The sequence below is a fragment of the Flavobacterium sp. DSR3-2 genome (assembly GCF_049896525.1).
In the GTDB taxonomy this organism is placed as follows: domain Bacteria; phylum Bacteroidota; class Bacteroidia; order Flavobacteriales; family Flavobacteriaceae; genus Flavobacterium.
On the sequence record NZ_JAFCUM010000010.1, the window covers coordinates 71596 to 88985 of the forward strand.

At 35.4% G+C, this 17390-nt stretch carries 18 protein-coding genes; 9 read left to right on the forward strand and 9 right to left on the reverse strand.

Annotation, left to right across the window (positions count from 1 at the left end; all coding sequences use genetic code 11):
* Positions 1-189 precede the first annotated feature (189 nt).
* Positions 190-906: a CDP-alcohol phosphatidyltransferase family protein gene (locus ACP7AV_RS12280; protein WP_426092201.1), complete on the forward strand. Its 717-nt coding sequence runs from the start codon at positions 190-192 to the stop codon at positions 904-906.
* A gap of 7 nt (positions 907-913) precedes the next feature.
* Positions 914-1777, forward strand: a complete 864-nt coding sequence (locus ACP7AV_RS12285; RefSeq protein ID WP_426092202.1) for a glycoside hydrolase family 25 protein — start codon at positions 914-916, stop codon at positions 1775-1777.
* Between the two features lie 512 nt (positions 1778-2289).
* Here ACP7AV_RS12285 and lptB read toward each other — a convergent pair.
* The 4 genes from lptB to ACP7AV_RS12305 all read right to left on the reverse strand — a co-directional run bounded on the left by lptB (position 2290) and on the right by ACP7AV_RS12305 (position 5254).
* Positions 2290-3030, reverse strand: a complete 741-nt coding sequence (gene lptB / locus ACP7AV_RS12290; protein WP_426064956.1) for an LPS export ABC transporter ATP-binding protein — start codon at positions 3028-3030, stop codon at positions 2290-2292.
* Between the two features lie 97 nt (positions 3031-3127).
* Positions 3128-3481, reverse strand: coding sequence for a carboxymuconolactone decarboxylase family protein (locus ACP7AV_RS12295; protein ID WP_091205817.1), 354 nt, complete (start codon positions 3479-3481; stop codon positions 3128-3130).
* Entirely contained in the window at positions 3474-4289 is an 816-nt protein-coding gene (tatC, locus tag ACP7AV_RS12300) for a twin-arginine translocase subunit TatC (protein WP_426064955.1), read from the reverse strand. Before tatC ends, ACP7AV_RS12295 begins: the two co-directional genes overlap by 8 nt.
* Entirely contained in the window at positions 4289-5254 is a 966-nt protein-coding gene (locus ACP7AV_RS12305) for a KpsF/GutQ family sugar-phosphate isomerase (protein ID WP_426092203.1), read from the reverse strand. The genes tatC and ACP7AV_RS12305 overlap by 1 nt, the downstream gene beginning before the upstream one ends.
* 85 nt (positions 5255-5339) lie before the next feature.
* Here ACP7AV_RS12305 and recQ point away from each other — a divergent pair, with 85 nt between their 5' ends.
* Positions 5340-7535 (forward strand): DNA helicase RecQ, encoded by a 2196-nt coding sequence (gene recQ, locus ACP7AV_RS12310; RefSeq protein WP_426092204.1) that lies wholly within the window; start codon positions 5340-5342, stop codon positions 7533-7535.
* 73 nt (positions 7536-7608) lie between these two features.
* On the opposite strand, the gene ACP7AV_RS12315 is transcribed toward recQ, so the two are convergent.
* On the reverse strand, positions 7609-7845 hold the full coding sequence (locus tag ACP7AV_RS12315) for a hypothetical protein (RefSeq protein ID WP_426092205.1): 237 nt from the start codon (positions 7843-7845) through the stop codon (positions 7609-7611).
* A gap of 213 nt (positions 7846-8058) precedes the next feature.
* Here ACP7AV_RS12315 and ACP7AV_RS12320 point away from each other — a divergent pair, with 213 nt between their 5' ends.
* Positions 8059-9621, forward strand: coding sequence for an NAD(P)/FAD-dependent oxidoreductase (locus ACP7AV_RS12320; protein WP_426092206.1), 1563 nt, complete (start codon positions 8059-8061; stop codon positions 9619-9621).
* 822 nt (positions 9622-10443) lie between these two features.
* On the opposite strand, the gene ACP7AV_RS12325 is transcribed toward ACP7AV_RS12320, so the two are convergent.
* The 4 genes from ACP7AV_RS12325 to msrB all read right to left on the reverse strand — a co-directional run bounded on the left by ACP7AV_RS12325 (position 10444) and on the right by msrB (position 14149).
* On the reverse strand, positions 10444-11226 hold the full coding sequence (locus ACP7AV_RS12325) for a CHAD domain-containing protein (RefSeq protein WP_426092207.1): 783 nt from the start codon (positions 11224-11226) through the stop codon (positions 10444-10446).
* Positions 11227-11455: 229 nt separating this feature from the next.
* Entirely contained in the window at positions 11456-12763 is a 1308-nt protein-coding gene (locus ACP7AV_RS12330; RefSeq protein ID WP_426092208.1) for an amidohydrolase, read from the reverse strand.
* Between the two features lie 209 nt (positions 12764-12972).
* Positions 12973-13587: a peptide-methionine (S)-S-oxide reductase MsrA gene (gene msrA / locus ACP7AV_RS12335; protein ID WP_426064947.1), complete on the reverse strand. Its 615-nt coding sequence runs from the start codon at positions 13585-13587 to the stop codon at positions 12973-12975.
* 1 nt (position 13588) lies between these two features.
* On the reverse strand, positions 13589-14149 hold the full coding sequence (msrB, locus tag ACP7AV_RS12340) for a peptide-methionine (R)-S-oxide reductase MsrB (RefSeq protein WP_426064946.1): 561 nt from the start codon (positions 14147-14149) through the stop codon (positions 13589-13591).
* Between the two features lie 287 nt (positions 14150-14436).
* On the opposite strand from msrB, the gene idi reads away from it, so the two are divergent.
* The 5 genes from idi (at position 14437) to ACP7AV_RS12365 (ending at position 17330) form a co-directional block, all read left to right on the forward strand.
* Positions 14437-14997, forward strand: a complete 561-nt coding sequence (gene idi / locus ACP7AV_RS12345) for an isopentenyl-diphosphate Delta-isomerase (RefSeq protein ID WP_426092209.1) — start codon at positions 14437-14439, stop codon at positions 14995-14997.
* A gap of 13 nt (positions 14998-15010) precedes the next feature.
* A complete protein-coding gene (locus tag ACP7AV_RS12350; protein ID WP_426092210.1) occupies positions 15011-15421 on the forward strand; it encodes a 6-pyruvoyl trahydropterin synthase family protein in 411 nt (136 codons plus the stop codon).
* Positions 15418-15879 (forward strand): peroxiredoxin, encoded by a 462-nt coding sequence (locus ACP7AV_RS12355; protein WP_426092211.1) that lies wholly within the window; start codon positions 15418-15420, stop codon positions 15877-15879. The genes ACP7AV_RS12350 and ACP7AV_RS12355 overlap by 4 nt, the downstream gene beginning before the upstream one ends.
* Before the next feature lie 153 nt (positions 15880-16032).
* Positions 16033-16995, forward strand: coding sequence for a type I phosphomannose isomerase catalytic subunit (locus ACP7AV_RS12360; RefSeq protein WP_426092212.1), 963 nt, complete (start codon positions 16033-16035; stop codon positions 16993-16995).
* Positions 16996-17063: 68 nt separating this feature from the next.
* A complete protein-coding gene (locus ACP7AV_RS12365) occupies positions 17064-17330 on the forward strand; it encodes a hypothetical protein (RefSeq protein ID WP_091205856.1) in 267 nt (88 codons plus the stop codon).
* The last annotated feature ends 60 nt before the right edge of the window (positions 17331-17390 follow it).

The window sequence follows — 17390 nt, forward strand, 5'->3', positions numbered from 1 at the left end:
CGCTGATTTTTTTTAAATAGAATTTTTTCCTGTGGTTGCTTATTTAACATAATAAATTTGACAATAGAATAATCATGATCAAAACAACTGATGTTGTCTTTTGCTGTTAAAAAATCTCTACTGAAAAACGTACTTATCATTGACTTATTATGCTAAATTTGCGACTTTGATTCCTTAAACTGTATTATCATGACTATTAAAAAGCATATTCCGAATTTAATTACGCTTCTGAATCTTTTTTGCGGCTGTATCGCATTGGTATTTGCTTTCAACCAAGATTTTGAAATGGCTTTTTATTTTGTTTGTCTGGGTATATTTTTGGATTTTTTTGATGGTTTTTTTGCCCGATTGTTCAACGTTTCCAGTCCGCTGGGATTGCAATTGGATTCTTTGGCTGATATGGTTACCAGCGGTGTGGTTCCGGGTTTGGTAATGTTTCAAATGATGATTAGTCATTCGTCTACCGCAGCGGCTGGTCATTTGCAGTTTTTCCCATATTTAGGTTTTATCATTACATTGGGATCTTGCTACCGTTTGGCTAATTTTAATATTGATACCCGTCAAACGGAATCTTTCATTGGTTTGCCAACACCTGCCAATGCACTATTTATTTTAAGTCTTCCTTTAGTTTTACGATATACGGATTCTATATTCATTGTTGAGCTATTGACCAATCTATGGTTTCTATTGGTGGTAACGCTCGTAAGTGCTTACATGCTTAATGCAGAAATTCCGTTATTTTCTTTGAAAGTCAAGAAGTTCAGTTTCAAAGAAAATTCACTTCAAATCATCTTTTTAACTTGTGCTCTTTTATTGCTAGTTTTCTTTCGCTATTTAGGAATTCCATTGTTAATACTATTTTATGTATTGTTATCGGTTGTAAATAATAAAGTGCTTAAAAAGTAGTTTTTGAATGAGAAAACAAACCGTTCGAAGAAAAACTAATGTAATTCGTAAACCAAAAAAGAAAGCAGCTGTTTTCTCCGGAAAGTTGCTACGCTATGCTATTATTACTTTTTTTGTGGTATTGCTCGCCGGAATTGGTTTTCATTATCGAAACGGTTTAGCCTATTATTTTGGTTTTAAGTCGGATAAAATTATTAAGGCTGAGAGAGAAGCCCAACGCATTTCAGATGTTCGAAATTATCATGTTTTAGAAAAACATGAAGGGAAAAGTATTGGTATTGATGTTTCGGAATATCAAGGCAAAATCCGATGGTCTTACGTTGATACTTTAGAAAAAAAATATCCATTGCATTATGTTTTCATCCGTGCCACGGTTGGGAAAGACAGAAAAGACCGTCAGTTTGATAGGAATTGGCTTGGCGCCAAAGAAAATAAAATGATTCGGGGAGCCTATCATTACTATCGCCCAAATGAAAATTCGCTGGAGCAAGCTGCGCTTTTTATAAAAACGGTTACCCTTCACAAAGGAGATTTACCTCCTGTTTTGGACATTGAAAAATTGCCTAAAAATCAGTCGATTGTCAATCTTAAATTAGGCTTGAAGCGCTGGTTGCATGCTGTAGAATCCCATTACGGTGTTAAGCCAATTATCTATACAGGTGAGCGTTATTATGATGATTTTTTAAAAGAAGAGTTCAGCGATTATCTTTTTTGGATCGCTAATTATAATTTTTACAGGGAGGAAATTGATGAAGACTGGTTGTTTTGGCAATTTACAGAAAAAGCATCGGTTCCAGGAATTAAAGGGAAAGTAGATGTTAATATTTACAATGGAGATTTGCAGCAATTGCAGTTTATTACGCTGGAGTAAATTTTAGTGCTCAGTGCTCAGTATTTAGCTGCCAGGATAAAGTGAACGTTGATTTAGTAATAAGGCTAAACTTTTAAATATTTATGCCGAATTTTTGAGGATCTAAGATCAGGTAATTGATTAGTTTACCAACTGATTTTCTTTCATTTAATAACTAATTATGAGTATTGTCATTGATATAATTACACTTCACTGCAAATTTCAGCCATACTTATGTTGCTGAGTTTTCAGCATCGGAATCAGGTAATTTGCTTTGAAAATGTTTGGGATAAACTCTTTTTCTGTAGGCTTCTGCAAAATCAGCGAGGACACTTCTAAAGAAACCTCTGATTTGGTCTGTTTAAGAATACATTTCTTCTTTTGGGAAAGATTTTGATGGCTAATGAAAAGGACTTCTAGTACGCTAATAAGTTTTGGAATTTCGTAGTTACTGTTTCTAAAAATAAACACTGACCACTGACCACTTTCTTCAGGTGACCACTGTATTTAAGACTGACCACTGACCACTGTTTTTAAAACTCCAATTTCTTCTTTCTCAATTCGAAATTTTGTCCAAGATATACCCTACGCACCATTTCATCTTCGACTAATTCTTCCGGAATACCTGCTTTCAGAATTCCGCCTTCAAACATCAGGTAAGTTTTATCCGTAATAGCCAGCGTTTCTTGTACGTTGTGATCCGTAATCAGAATACCGATATTTTTATTTTTTAGCTGTGCTACAATTCTCTGAATGTCTTCTACGGCAACAGGGTCAACACCTGCGAAAGGTTCGTCTAACAGGATGAATTTTGGGTCGGTGGCCAAACAACGTGCAATTTCAGTGCGACGACGTTCTCCACCGGAAAGTAAATCGCCTCTGTTAGTACGAATGTGTTCCAAACTAAACTCGTCAATTAAGCTTTCCATTTTCGCTTCTTGTTCCACTTTGGATAGTTTAGTCAATTGTAAAACGCTCAGTATATTGTCTTCAATGCTTAATTTTCTAAAAACTGAAGCTTCTTGTGCCAAATATCCAATTCCCTGTTGTGCTCTTTTGTACATCGGGTAGTCAGTGATGTTCAAATCGTCCAAAAATATATTTCCTGAATTGGGTTTTACCAATCCCACAATCATATAGAAAGAAGTTGTTTTTCCTGCACCATTTGGCCCTAAAAGACCTACGATTTCACCTTGATTCACTTCTACCGAAATGCCTTTCACAACACTGCGTCCTTTATAGGTTTTGATTAGATTTTCGGCTCTTAATTTCATATTCTTTGGTTTAATCGTTTAAACTCGTTTATTGTTTATTCGTTCATTCTTGTCAAATAAACGAATAAACAATTAAACGATTAAACTTCTTAACAAATTATTTAGTCGCGGCTTCTTCCAATGCTTCCCAGAATTCATAAGCTCTGCGTAAATGAGGTACAACAATAGTTCCGCCAACAAGTGTTGCGATTCCCATAGCTTCCATCATTTCCTCTTTAGTAACACCTTCTTTATGGCTGGTTTCCAAATGGTATTTTACACAATCATCACAACGTAAAACTGCTGAAGCTACTAATCCCAGTAATTCTTTGGTTTTCACGTCCAAAGCGCCAGCTGCGTATGCATTGGTGTCTAAATTAAAAATACGTTTTACAATTTTATTATTGTCTGCCAATAATTTTTCGTTCATTTTCGAACGGTACTCGTTGAATTCTTCTATTATATCAGCCATTTACTTTTTTTTGATTTTTTACTACTATTTTTGAAATTAAAATACTCGCTTCATAGATTAATAACATCGGAATGGTTACAATGATTTGACTCACTACATCCGGAGGTGTTACAATTGCTGCCACAATCAAGATGATAATTACGGCATATTTCCAGTATTTCCTTAAGAAATCTGGAGTTACTAATCCTAATTTAGTCAGGAAATAGATAATTATTGGTAATTCAAAAAACAATCCGCAAGCAATTACACTTGTTTTTACCAGTCCGATGTAGGAATCAATGCTAAACTGATTTTTTACAACAGCACTGATGGTAAATGTAGCGAAAAAGTTAACAGACATCGGTACAATTACATAATAGCCAAACAATACGCCCATAAAGAACAGTAATGATGACGAAAAAATAAAAAGTTTCGCATGTTTTTTCTCCGTTTCGTACAAAGCAGGACTGATGAATTTCCAAACTTCCCAGAGAATGAATGGGAATCCAAGAATGAATCCGGCGGTTATACAAGTCCAAATCAAAACATTAATCTGGCCTTCCATATTCGTGTTTTGGATAATAAAAGGCATTTCAGTTACGCAAATGCTTTCGGCAAAACCCAATTGATTGGATAAATCACAAAAGAAGCGATACGTGATAAAATTAGCATTTGTCGGACCAAAAATAATCACGTCAAAAATATAATCACTTACAAAAAAAGTGATGGTGGCTAAGATCAATATTGCCATCGTGCTTCTAACCAGTAACCATCTTAATTCTTCAAGATGATCTAAAAACGACATTTCGTTTAAGTTTTTTTTCGCCATTATACTATTCCTTCTTTTAAAATATCGTGCAAATGCAATACGCCTCTGTATTCTGTACCATCAATCACTACTAATTGAGTGATGGAGAAATCTTCCATTATATTTAGTGCTTCCACCACCATAGCGTCAGAAGTCGTCATTTTTGCGTTTTTTGTCATGATGTCCTTTGCGGTCAAATCGGCAAAAGTGTCTCTGTCACTCAACATTCTTCGAATGTCACCATCAGTGATAATTCCAATTACTTGCTCATTTTCAACTACTGCAGTTACACCAAGACGTTTTTCGGAAATTTCAAAAATAACTTGCTTGATGGATGCATCTGGAGCAACCATAGGTTTTAAGCTGTGTTCCAACATGTCTTTGACACGTAACAATAGTTTTTTTCCCAATGCGCCTCCGGGATGGTAAACTGCAAAATCTTCGGGTTTGAAATCGCGCATTTCCATCAGGCAAACGGCAAGGGCATCGCCCATTACCAGTTGTGCGGTGGTGCTGTTTGTTGGAGCCAGATTATTAGGACAAGATTCAGCATCGACTGCGGTGTTGAGAACAAAATCAGAGCCTTTTGCCAAAAAGGAGTCTATGTTTCCGGTTATTGCAATCAAAGTGTTTCCAAAACGTTTTAAGAGTGGTACCAAGACTTTTATTTCGGGACTGTTGCCACTTTTTGAAATGCAAACAATCACATCCTCGTTTTGAATCATGCCCAAATCGCCGTGAATGGCTTCAGAGGCATGTAAAAAAAGCGAAGGCGTTCCTGTGGAATTAAAAGACGCTACCATTTTTTGAGCAATAATAGCACTTTTCCCTATTCCGGTTACGACTAATCTTCCGTTGGAATTATAAATTTTTTGTGTCGCTTCAATAAAGTTTTCATCCAGAAAATCAATTAGTTTAGCTATTGATTGGCTCTCCGATAAGATTGTTTTTTTGGCACTGGCCAATATATTTTCTTTAGTGATCAAAACAGAATGATTAAAATTTGTGTGTGTAAAAGAAATTTGTACCTTTAGGTGTTGCAAATTTATACAAAATACCACATAATAAAGAATGAATCCAAACGAAATTGACATACACAAAGAATTAAAGAAATATTTTGGCTTTAGCCAATTCAAAGGGTTACAGGAACAAGTCATAAAATGTGTTCTAAATCAAGAAAATACATTTGTGATCATGCCCACAGGCGGAGGAAAATCACTTTGTTATCAGCTGCCTGCTCTAATTAAGGAAGGAACCGCCATCGTAGTTTCGCCCCTTATTGCTTTAATGAAAAATCAGGTGGATGCCATCAGAAGTTTGTCTTCTGAAAATGGTGTGGCTCATGTTTTAAATTCCTCACTGACTAAAACTGAAATTGCCCAAGTTAAAAAAGACATTACTTCCGGACTCACGAAGTTGCTTTATGTAGCGCCTGAGTCTTTGACCAAAGAGGAGTATGTAAATTTCCTGAAAAACGTTACTATATCTTTTGTGGCTATTGATGAAGCCCATTGTATTTCAGAATGGGGGCATGATTTCAGACCGGAGTACAGAAACTTAAAGCACATCATCAAACAATTGGGCGATGTACCTATTATTGGTTTGACTGCTACAGCGACACCAAAAGTACAGGAAGATATTCTGAAGAATCTAGACATGACCGATGCTAAAACTTTTAAAGCATCATTCAACAGACCCAATTTATATTACGAAGTACGTACTAAAACCAAAAATATTGAATCAGATATTATTCGGTTTATCAAACAACATAAAGGAAAATCAGGCATAATTTATTGCCTGAGCCGTAAAAAAGTCGAGGCTGTTGCCGAAGTTTTGCAAGTAAACGGAATAAGTGCAGTGCCGTATCATGCGGGATTGGATGCTAAAACCCGTGCCAGACATCAGGACATGTTCCTAATGGAAGATGTAGATGTAGTGGTGGCAACTATCGCCTTCGGGATGGGAATTGACAAGCCGGATGTACGTTTTGTAATTCATCATGATATTCCTAAATCACTGGAAAGTTACTATCAAGAAACGGGTCGTGCCGGTCGTGATGGCGGCGAAGGACACTGTTTGGCTTATTATTCTTATAAAGATGTCGAAAAATTAGAGAAATTCATGTCGGGAAAACCCGTTGCCGAGCAGGAAATTGGATTTGCTTTGTTGCAGGAAGTAGTGGCTTATGCCGAGACTTCGATGTCCAGAAGAAAATTTCTATTGCATTATTTCGGAGAAGAATTTGACGATGTTACCGGCGAAGGAGCTGATATGGATGACAACGTCAGAAATCCTAAAACAAAAATTGAGGCTAAAGATCAAGTAGTGCAATTGTTGCAAGTAGTACGAGATACCAAACATTTATACAAATCAAAAGAAGTTGTTTTTACGTTGATTGGTCGCGTAAATGCGGTAATTAAAGCACACAGAACGGATACACAATCCTTTTTTGGATGTGGTTCAGCTCATGATGAAAAATACTGGATGGCTTTATTGCGACAAGTGCTGGTAGCGGGATATTTATCAAAAGATATTGAAACGTATGGCATCGTAAAAATTACCGATAAAGGATTAGATTTTATAAAGAAACCTGAATCTTTCATGATGTCAGAGGATCATGAATACAACGAAATGGTAGATGAAGCTATTGTAACTGCTTCTAAATCCACAGGGGTTGCAGATGAATTGCTGATGGGAATGCTGCGGGATTTACGTAAAAAAGTAGCCAAAAAAGTGGGCGTTCCTCCATTTGTAGTTTTTCAAGATCCATCGCTGGAAGATATGGCTTTGAAATATCCTGTTTCTCAACAAGAATTAATCAACATTCATGGGGTTGGTGAAGGAAAAGCTAAAAAATACGGCAAGGAATTTTTAGAATTAATCAGCCGCTATGTTGCCGAAAATGACATCATTCGTCCAGAGGATTTGGTGGTAAAATCTACCGGTGTCAACTCTGTGAATAAACTTTATATTATTCAAAATATTGACAGAAAATTATCGCTCGATGACATTGCTTCCGCCAAAGGGATTAACATGGATGCTCTAATTAAAGAAATGGAACAGATTGTTTATTCCGGAACCAAACTGAATATCAAATATTGGATTGATGATATGCTTGACGATGATCAGCAAGAAGAAATCCACGATTATTTTATGGAATCTGAATCCGATAATATAGAAAATGCACTCAAGGAATTTGAAGGGGATTATGATATTGATGAATTGCGTTTGATGCGCATCAAATTTATCAGCGAAGTGGCAAATTAAAGTTTTTAGTTTTCAGTTGTTAGTCGCAGTTTTTAGGTTTCGTCCTGTCAACTGCGACTGAAAACTATAAACCCTATTCAAACAATTCTCCTCGATGCGGTTTCAAAACATCTCGAACCTGAATCATGTTTTCATCCGTTACAACCATAAAAGCAATAGCTTGCATCTCGTTTTGAATCTCAAATCCAGTGATATTCAATGGTAGTTTTTCAATAGCGATGTATTCTCTTAAATGAATTTCGTGGTGTTTCGCTGTTTTTGCGGAAGCCGGACCACGGAAATCCCAAATCAGTTTTATTTTTCTAGACATTTTTTTCTAAGATTAATTGGTTAACGGTTTATTTGTTTACCTGTTTTAGAGTGCAAATTTACAAAGTCTAATTCGAAAATTGGTCAATGTGAAAAATTGAAAACGGATTCTGTTTTCATTTAGAAGAAGTCACTTCAAAATACTACTTTTGTACCAAGATTGTTAGACAGTTTGCGAAAGTCTAATAATCTAAAAATCGAATAATCTAAAAAAATGCCTCAAGAACTCTTATTACAAGTCTCTCCAGAAATTGCAGCAAATGATTTGTTGTTGAAAAATCATTTATCGGAACAAATTAAGGTTTCTGTAAATGAAATTCAACATGTTTCCATATTAAAAAGATCTATTGATGCCCGTCAAAAAGCTATAAAAATCAATCTTAAAGTTGTAATTTATTTAAAAGGAGAACCTTTTCAAGATCAAAAAATTCAACTCCCGGATTATGGTAATGTGGCTGGAGCTCAAGAAGTAATTATTGTTGGTGCCGGACCTGCCGGACTTTTTGCTGCTTTGCAATTGATAGAATTGGGTTTGAAGCCCATAGTTATGGAGCGTGGAAAAGATGTTCGAGGCAGACGTCGAGATTTGAAAGCCATTAATGTGGATCATCTTGTAAATGAAGATTCTAATTATTGTTTTGGCGAAGGCGGGGCAGGAACCTATTCTGATGGAAAGTTGTATACCCGTTCTAAAAAAAGAGGCGATGTAACACGAGTTTTGGAATTGTTTGTCGCTTTTGGAGCCTCCGAGGATATCCTGATTGAAGCACATCCACATATTGGAACAAATAAATTGCCCCAAATTATTCAGGACATTCGAGAAAAAATTATTGAATGTGGCGGACAGGTTTTGTTCGAAACCCGACTAACGGATATTTTAATAAAAAATAATGAAGTTCAAGGTATCGTTACTCAAAAAGGAGACACGATCCTTGCCAATAAACTCATTTTGGCCACCGGACATTCGGCGCGTGATATTTTTGAATTATTGGATCTAAAAAAGATTTTTATCGAGGCGAAACCTTTTGCCTTGGGCGTACGGGCGGAGCATCCACAATCTTTGATAGACAGTATTCAGTACAGTTGTGATTATCGTGGGGAATTTTTACCTCCAGCTCCGTATTCTATTGTGAAACAAGTAGGAGGAAGAGGAATGTATTCGTTTTGTATGTGTCCCGGAGGTGTGATTGCGCCTTGTGCCACTAATCCCGGTGAAGTGGTAACGAATGGTTGGTCACCATCCAAAAGAGATCAGGCTACCGCTAACTCCGGAATTGTAATTGAATTGCAACTGGAAGATTTTAAACCTTTTGCGAAATTTGGTGCTTTGGCCGGAATGGAATTCCAAAAAAGTATTGAGCAACGCTCGTGGCACTTGGCAGGCGAAACCCAAAAAGTTCCTGCGCAACGCATGATTGATTTTACACAGAACCGAGTCTCCTCGGATATTCCTAAAACGTCTTATGTTCCCGGAACGACTTCAGTAGAAATGGGTCAGGTTTTTCCCGGATTTTTGTCGCAAATATTGCGAGAAGGATTTACTGAATTTGGAAAGTCTATGCGTGGTTATTTGACAAACGAAGCCATACTTCATGCTCCGGAATCTAGAACGTCATCGCCAGTGCGAATCCCGAGAGATCCATTGACATACGAACACGTTCAAATAAAAGGCTTGTATCCGTGCGGAGAAGGTGCGGGTTATGCCGGCGGAATTATATCTGCCGCTATTGATGGCGAAAAATGTGCTTTGATGATTGGTGCGATTTTGAATAAATAGAAATCAAAAAGAGTAATCGATAGTGTGTCTTTAAAAAAAAGTAAAAATTACACAAAGCATGTTTTACTACGTTTTGTAAAATTTAACATTCTTTTAAAAATGTCATTTTTATTCTATCCAAATTTTTATTGTTAAGAATTCTTATTTAAAAATGGTATAATTAAGCTTTTTTTTGTGAAGAAAAGAATAGTATTGTTATCAAGCTTCCTAATATTGTATCGTTAATGATTTTTTTTCTACTATATTTGTAAGTGAACGATAAAAATAAAAAAATGTTTGAAAAATTTAAAAAATCTGAAATATTGATTTTGGTATTGGTTATCGCGTTGATTTTTACTTCTGAATATTTTTATATTGTATTAAAAGATCCACAGCGCGCTATTTTTATTGGATTATGGCCTCCAACAATCCTAGGTCTTTTGATATTTTTAAATTTAAAACTTAAAAAATAATATGGAAAATTTAGAATTAATTATCATGACAGGCGTGGTGATTTTATGCTTCGCGGCGTTCTTTATTTCTACTTTTAACGAATTTGAAAAAGTCGAAAAAAAAAATTTAACGAACGAGAATAGCAGGGGTATAATATCCAGATTCTTAGCATACTTGGAAAGTTTAGTATCGGATTAAAGTTATGTAGCAGCATTTTTGTTTCCTTATTCATCATTTCATCCTTCGATTGTAAGTCAATTTTAAGCATAAATGAGTTATAAGAGTCAGGATGCAAGTACGTTTTAACAATAACCATTGTTTAATTTTCAGCCTGTTTCACGCATATCTTCATAGTGAACTTATTTTCTCAGTATTTGAGAATCATAGTTTTTACAAAAAACTCTGATAAGGTAAAGCGGCATTTATTTTAACGAATTGGAATGCTCTTTTAGAAGTCATAGTTACTTTAATGATTCTGAGTTGTTTTCTTTCATTAGAATCCTTTTTAAAGGTAGAAATTATTTTTTTTAAATGAAGAATAACGACATCGTAATCGTGCCATTTCCCTAGCAAATCCGACATCTTATGCTGATCAGGAACTATTTTTTTTTGATTAGGATGCAGGATTTTCTCATTATACTGGTATACTTTTAATTGTTTTCGAAAATCGTGGATTTGTTTCTTTTTGAAATCATTCTTTTGGATTAATCTTTTCATCTCCTTTCTCGCTTTATTTCTGTAGCGATTTACCTTTTTTTTAGTTGTTTTCGTGAACAAACAAATAATTTTACCATATTTCTCTTTTAATTTTTTTATTAAACTCTTATTTGCTGTCGAGAAGAAGTTTTTTGTTTCTTTAATTTCTAGTTTTTTTAATCGATTGGGGTATTTTTTAAGCAAATGAAAATTGGGCTGTTTCTCAAGAAGGGTTTGTTCCAATTGAATTTCCCTAATTTTTCCGGCTTTTTTAAAAATAATTCTGAAAGGTTTATAGGTTTTTTGAAGCTTAAATTTCTTGGAACAAAAGGCAATTAATTCAAATAATGCCTTGAGTCTTTTGATTTCCAACCGCAGTTCATGAAAAGTTTCAACTGTATAACAGTCGGGAGCTTTCTCCAAGATGAGGTTTATGGCTTTTTTTCGTTTTTTAAAATATGTTTCCAATGCTTTCATTTAACAGCCCTATAGTTGATCGTGTTTCTATAAATTTATTGCAGTTCGTTTCTTATATGCTGGAAAAAACAATAATTTCGGATAATAAAGTAAATTTACTAAAAAACGGTGTACAGTATATTTTAAGTTGCTTTAAATCAGCTATTTATTTTGATATTTATCAAAAACAGAAAAAAGCAGGAAATCTCTTTTCGCTTGCTATTTTTTAAAATTTTCTGTTTGTAGGGATTTATTTTTTAGCATTCATTTCCAAATAATCTAAAGTTAAATTAGACATTGCCTTCATTCCTAACACAAAACCGCTCTCGTCAATATAGAAATCAGGAGTATGGTGAGAGGCAGTTTCAGTTGGATTTTTGCCTTTAGGCATTCCGCCAAGGAAAAAGAAAAGACCGGGAATTTTGTCTTGATAGTACGAAAAGTCTTCCGCTCCAGTTGCTGCGGGTGTTAAGACTACATTGTTTTTTCCGGCCACAGCTTCCAGTGTTGGTACCATTTTTTCGGTCAGTGTTGGGTCGTTGTACGTGATCAATGTTTGTTTTGTAATGCTTACTTCAGCAGTTGCTCCCGCACTTTCCGCGATACTGGTAGTGATTTGTTTCACGCGGTTGTGAATCATTTCCTGTACTTTTTTATCCAGTGTACGAATTGTACCGGCCATTTCGAGTTCTTCCGGAATAATATTGCTTCTTACACCAGCGGTCACTTTTCCAACACTTACCACAGCAGCTGATTCCGTTAGATTTACATTGCGACTCACAATAGTTTGCAAACCCAAAATTATTTGAGAAGCCGTAACAATAGGATCCACGGATTGCCATGGACTGGCTCCATGCGATTGTTTTCCTTTTATTTTTATTTTAAACCAGTCGGATGAAGCCATCGCTCCTTTTGGACGGTAATTGATTTTACCAACTTCGGTTTGTGCGCTGATGTGCAAACCAAAAATCACGTCTACTTTTGGGTTTTCAAGGACGCCTTCTTTAACCATTAGTGCGGCTCCGCCTTCTTCTCCTTCTGGTGCCCCTTCTTCTGCAGGTTGAAATATGAATTTGACAGTACCTTTTAATTCACTTTTGATAGATGCCAGAATTTCAGCAGTTCCCATAAGCATGGCTACATGCGAATCGTGTCCGCAAGCATGCATGACACCCACTTCCTGACCGTTGTATTCGCCCATTGATTTTGAAGCAAAAGGAATATTTACTCTTTCCTTAACCGGTAAGGCATCCATGTCGGCCCGAAGAGCGACTACAGGACCAGGTTTTCCTCCTTTTAAAATCCCCACCACGCCTGTTTTTGCCACTCCGGTTTGAACTTCGATGCCCAAAGAACGTAAATGTGTAGCTATTTTTTCAGAAGTTTTAAATTCTCTATTTCCTAATTCTGGGTTTTGGTGAAAGTCTCTGCGCCAAGAAATAACTTTGGATTCTAAAGAAGCAGCTTTTTGAGCAACGGTAGCTTTTACTGCGGTATTTTGTGCTGAGACAAAAATAGAGTACGTAAATAAGCAAGTAAAAAAAATAATTTTTTTCATTAGTTGTGGTGTAAATTTTGGGTCATGATCAGCGTCTATTTCAATTGAAATGTGGTCTGTTTCGGTATTAAACAAGCTCAGGTGAAAACAAATATAGCAAAATTATTTTGCCTTGCAGCAATTTTAAATACCGGCGTAAAATATCTTTCGTTGAGTAGGATATAAAAAAAACCGCCTTGTTTGTGACAACAAGGCGGTAGCTTACTAATTTATTTTTGCTTTTTCAATCGGCTTTTAAAAAGCTTTTCGAATTTCTCCATTTTAGGTTGAATTACCATTTGACAATAGGGTTGATTTTTATTGTTGGCATAATAATTTTGATGGTAATCTTCTGCTTTGTAAAATTTGTTGAGTGGTTCTACAGTTGTTACTATTGGACTATCATAAATCTTAGCTTTTTTCATTGCATTGATTATCGTTTGCGCTGATTTTTTTTGTGCTTCATTTTTGTAAAAAATGGCTGAACGGTATTGAGTTCCGACGTCCGCTCCTTGACGGTTTAATGTGGTTGGATCATGCACCGTAAAAAAGACTTTAAAAATTTCATCCAGATTTGTTACATTTTTGTCGTAGGTGATTTTTACGACTTCGGCATAACCCGATTTTCCGGTCGACACATCTTCATAGGTAGGATTCGCATTTTTGCCCCCTGCATATCCTGAGATTGCCGATTGTACTCCAATAAGATTCTCATAAACAGCCTCAACACACCAGTAACAACCTCCAGCTAAAGTGATGGTTTCAAGATTGGATTGCTTCGGTGTTTGACTTTGCGCAAACAAACTGCTTGTTGCTAAAATGAACAGTAAAAATAGTTTTTTCATGTTATTTAGTATCAGGGATAAAGTCAAGTGCGATAGAATTCATACAGTATCTTTTTCCGGTTGGTTCTGGTCCGTCATCAAATAGATGCCCTAAATGACCATCACATCTTCCGCATAGTGCTTCGATTCTTTCCATTCCAAGAGAGTTATCGGTTTTATAAACCACACTGGTTTTATTGTCTTGTTCGAAGAAACTTGGCCAGCCACAATTGCTTGAAAATTTGGCACCGGAACGAAATAATTTGTTGCCACAGGCCGCACAATAATAGGTTCCTTTGTCATCTGTGTTCCAATATTTTCCTGTAAAAGGTCGTTCCGTATCCGCATTACGGGTGACTTCATACACATCTTCGGGTAAAACTTTTTTCCATTCGGCATCACTTACGTTAAGTTTTGTCGTATCTGTATTGGAGTAATATGGATTTCCGGGTTTGTTTATAGTGTTTTCCATTGCAATAGTTTTTTTGATAATTCCTTGTTTTTTTGTTTTTTGCGCACAGGCTGTAAACATGAATAATGGGATGAGAAATAATGCGCTTAGCACTTGATTTTTTGTTTTCATTTTAATTTTTTTTATCACAAATGTAATTGACTTTCAGATTTTAAAGTGTCAGCTACTTTGTAAGTGGATTTTCTTTTAATTGTATTCTAACTTATTTACATTTACGAAAAAATGACACTTTTAGTTTTAAAATTTCAAAGTATGATAAGCAGTAAATTAGGATTGTATTTTAGTTGATATAAAATTAGAATATTGGCGTATTCAACACTCGTTAAACTTTTCATAATTTCAAAAACGTCACAGATACCCGTTCTTTTTTTGTATTTTTGACTTTATAATAAAACCACATGTTAGAAGAAAACGTAATATTAGTTAACGAAAAAGATGAGCAGATAGGATTGATGCCTAAGCTTGAGGCACATCAAAAAGCGGTCTTGCATCGTGCTTTTTCAGTTTTTGTTTTAAACAGTAAAAATGAAATTATGCTGCAGCAGCGTGCGCATCAAAAATACCATTCACCTTTGCTGTGGACCAATACCTGTTGTAGCCATCAACGTGAGGGAGAATCAAATATTCAGGCAGGAAGCCGACGATTGTTTGAAGAAATGGGTTTTAAAACTGAACTCAAAGAACTTTTTCATTTTATTTACAAAGCACCTTTTGATAACGGTTTGACGGAGCATGAACTCGATCATGTGATGATTGGCTATTATAACGAAGCACCGTTGATCAATCCGGAGGAAGTGGAAAACTGGAAATGGATGAAAATTGAAGATGTGAAAACAGATATGGAACTTCAGCCTGCTTTGTATACGGTGTGGTTCAAAATAATTTTCGACGAGTTTTATCACTTTCTGGAAGAGCACAAAAGTCCTTCGTCGGCAAATGCTACAGTTAATAATCTTTAATTCATACAATTTTATGAAAGTTACCATTTCGAGAAAAGCCCATTTCAATGCGGCTCATAGATTACATAGGAAAGATTGGACTTTTGAACAAAATGATGCTGTTTTTGGGAAGTGCAATAATCCTAATTTCCACGGACATAACTATGATATGACAGTGAGTGTTACAGGTGAGATTGATCCTGAAACAGGATATGTGATGGATGTAAAATTTTTAAGTGATATTATTAAAGAGGAAGTTGAGAATCAGTTCGATCATAAAAACCTGAATCTGGATGTTCCTGAATTTGAACATTTGAATCCAACAGCCGAAAATATTGTGGTAGTCATTTGGAATAAAATCAGAAAAAGAATTAAGGTGGAATTTGAATTGGAAGTGGTGCTTTATGAAACGCCTCGTAATTTTGTAACCTACAAGGGAGAATGAAAGAACTGAAAGTAGGGGACACCATTCCTCGTTTTACCGCAAAAGATATCGATGGAAATGATTTTGACAGTGCAAATGCAGTAGGCCAAAAACCGCTTGTTATTTATTTTTATCCAAAAGATAATACACCGGGTTGCACTGCCCAAGCCTGCAGTTTTAGGGATCAATATGAAGATTTTAAAGATTTGGGAGCTGAAGTGATTGGCATTAGCAGTGATAGCGTCGCTTCCCATCAAAAATTCAGTAAACAATTTAAGTTGCCTTTTATTCTTTTGTCGGATTCGGATAAAAAAATCAGGAAACTCTTTGGCGTCCCTGCCGGAATGTTTGGGTTATTACCGGGAAGAGTGACCTACGTAACCGACAAAAATGGAGTCATACAAATGATTTTTGACAGTGTATTGGCAACAAAGCATATTTCAAAAGCCCTTGAAACCATTAAAAAAATAGTATCATAGAGTAACAAAGTAGAATAAGCTATTTTTTTTATTTGTTCCTTGTTTTGTAATCTGTAGTGAGTTTGCTTTAATTATTAAAGTAAATGTGTCAATAGTTATATAAAAAAATATTGGTTTTGTACATTTGACTTTCAAAAAAAAACCCAGCCTGATATGAAATTTTATCCATTACAATTTGAACCCATTTTTAAAGAAAGAATCTGGGGTGGTGAAAAACTAAAAACAGTACTTAATAAGCCAATTACTACTAATAACACTGGCGAAAGTTGGGAATTGTCTACAGTTGAAGGTGACGTAAGTGTTGTGGTCAACGGAGAATGGAAAGGAAAATCATTGACGGCAATTATTAATGAGTTTCCCGATGAAATGGTAGGAACGGAAGTTCATGCCAGATTCGGAAAACAATTCCCATTGCTTTTTAAGTATTTGGATGCCAGCGAGGATTTGTCCATTCAAGTGCATCCTAACGATGCTTTGGCTAAAAAAAGACATAATTCTTTTGGTAAAACTGAAATGTGGTATGTCATGCAAGCGGATAATGACGCCAAAATTATTGTAGGGTTCAAGGAAGATTCGGATGCGGCGGAATATTTAGAAAATCTTAAAAACAAAACGTTACTTTCTATTCTCGATACAGTAAAAGTACAAGTGGGGGATGTTTTCTTTTTAGAAACGGGGACGGTTCACGCTATAGGCGCTGGATTGGTGGTTGCCGAGATTCAACAAACTTCAGATATTACCTATCGTATCTATGATTTTGATAGGGTGGATATTCATGGAAATACAAGGGAATTGCATGTCGATTTAGCTATGGATGCCATCAATTATAATAAAGTACAAACCAAAAAAGAGTATACGAATAAGATAAATGAATCAAACGGTATTGTTAACTGTCCTTATTTTACAACTAATTTTATTCCATTGGACGGAGAAATTTCGGTTTCTAAATCTGGGGAAAGCTTTACGGTTTACATGTGCGTGGAAGGATCTTTCGAAATAGAAAACAACAATTCAAAACTGCATTACATAAAAGGAGACACTGTTTTGGTTCCAGCAGCTATGAAGGAATTTATTCTCAATGGAAAAGCTTCAATTTTAGAAATTTACATTTCATAGTCGGTAATAGAAAGATTATGTGTACTTTTGCAGACGAAAATTAAAATTCAAATTTTAAAAAAATAAAAATGGCAAACGTTAAAAATTTAAAAAAAGACATCAACTACGTTTTAGGAGATATTATTGAAGCAGTTTACTTATTCGAAATTTCTACTACAGGAAAACCAACAACAGAAACTAATGCTTTAATTGATGAAGCTATCGCTGCTTTTGACACTTTGATCACTAAAGTGAACGTTAAAAAAGTAGAAGATAAAAAGGCACACTTCAAACAAATCAATGTTGAATTGGAACAAACTGCTAATCAATTGATTGCTAAAATCAACGAATTGTAGTTAAAGAAAACGCAAAAAAAGTTTGAATTTGTTTTGGAAAATAGAAATTCAGACTTATAT

Bases quoted from the DNA above. Each gene is read 5' to 3' on its own strand.
- ACP7AV_RS12280 (WP_426092201.1), top strand. From the start codon at position 190: ATGACTATTAAAAAGCATATTCCGAATTTAATTACGCTTCTGAATCTT.
- ACP7AV_RS12285 (WP_426092202.1), top strand. From the start codon at position 914: ATGAGAAAACAAACCGTTCGAAGAAAAACTAATGTAATTCGTAAACCA.
- lptB (WP_426064956.1), bottom strand. From the start codon at position 3,030: ATGAAATTAAGAGCCGAAAATCTAATCAAAACCTATAAAGGACGCAGT.
- ACP7AV_RS12295 (WP_091205817.1), bottom strand. From the start codon at position 3,481: ATGGCTGATATAATAGAAGAATTCAACGAGTACCGTTCGAAAATGAAC.
- tatC (WP_426064955.1), bottom strand. From the start codon at position 4,289: ATGGCGAAAAAAAACTTAAACGAAATGTCGTTTTTAGATCATCTTGAA.
- recQ (WP_426092204.1), top strand. From the start codon at position 5,340: ATGAATCCAAACGAAATTGACATACACAAAGAATTAAAGAAATATTTT.
- ACP7AV_RS12315 (WP_426092205.1), bottom strand. From the start codon at position 7,845: ATGTCTAGAAAAATAAAACTGATTTGGGATTTCCGTGGTCCGGCTTCC.
- ACP7AV_RS12320 (WP_426092206.1), top strand. From the start codon at position 8,059: ATGCCTCAAGAACTCTTATTACAAGTCTCTCCAGAAATTGCAGCAAAT.
- ACP7AV_RS12325 (WP_426092207.1), bottom strand. From the start codon at position 11,226: ATGAAAGCATTGGAAACATATTTTAAAAAACGAAAAAAAGCCATAAAC.
- ACP7AV_RS12330 (WP_426092208.1), bottom strand. From the start codon at position 12,763: ATGAAAAAAATTATTTTTTTTACTTGCTTATTTACGTACTCTATTTTT.
- msrA (WP_426064947.1), bottom strand. From the start codon at position 13,587: ATGAAAAAACTATTTTTACTGTTCATTTTAGCAACAAGCAGTTTGTTT.
- msrB (WP_426064946.1), bottom strand. From the start codon at position 14,149: ATGAAAACAAAAAATCAAGTGCTAAGCGCATTATTTCTCATCCCATTA.
- idi (WP_426092209.1), top strand. From the start codon at position 14,437: ATGTTAGAAGAAAACGTAATATTAGTTAACGAAAAAGATGAGCAGATA.
- ACP7AV_RS12350 (WP_426092210.1), top strand. From the start codon at position 15,011: ATGAAAGTTACCATTTCGAGAAAAGCCCATTTCAATGCGGCTCATAGA.
- ACP7AV_RS12355 (WP_426092211.1), top strand. From the start codon at position 15,418: ATGAAAGAACTGAAAGTAGGGGACACCATTCCTCGTTTTACCGCAAAA.
- ACP7AV_RS12360 (WP_426092212.1), top strand. From the start codon at position 16,033: ATGAAATTTTATCCATTACAATTTGAACCCATTTTTAAAGAAAGAATC.
- ACP7AV_RS12365 (WP_091205856.1), top strand. From the start codon at position 17,064: ATGGCAAACGTTAAAAATTTAAAAAAAGACATCAACTACGTTTTAGGA.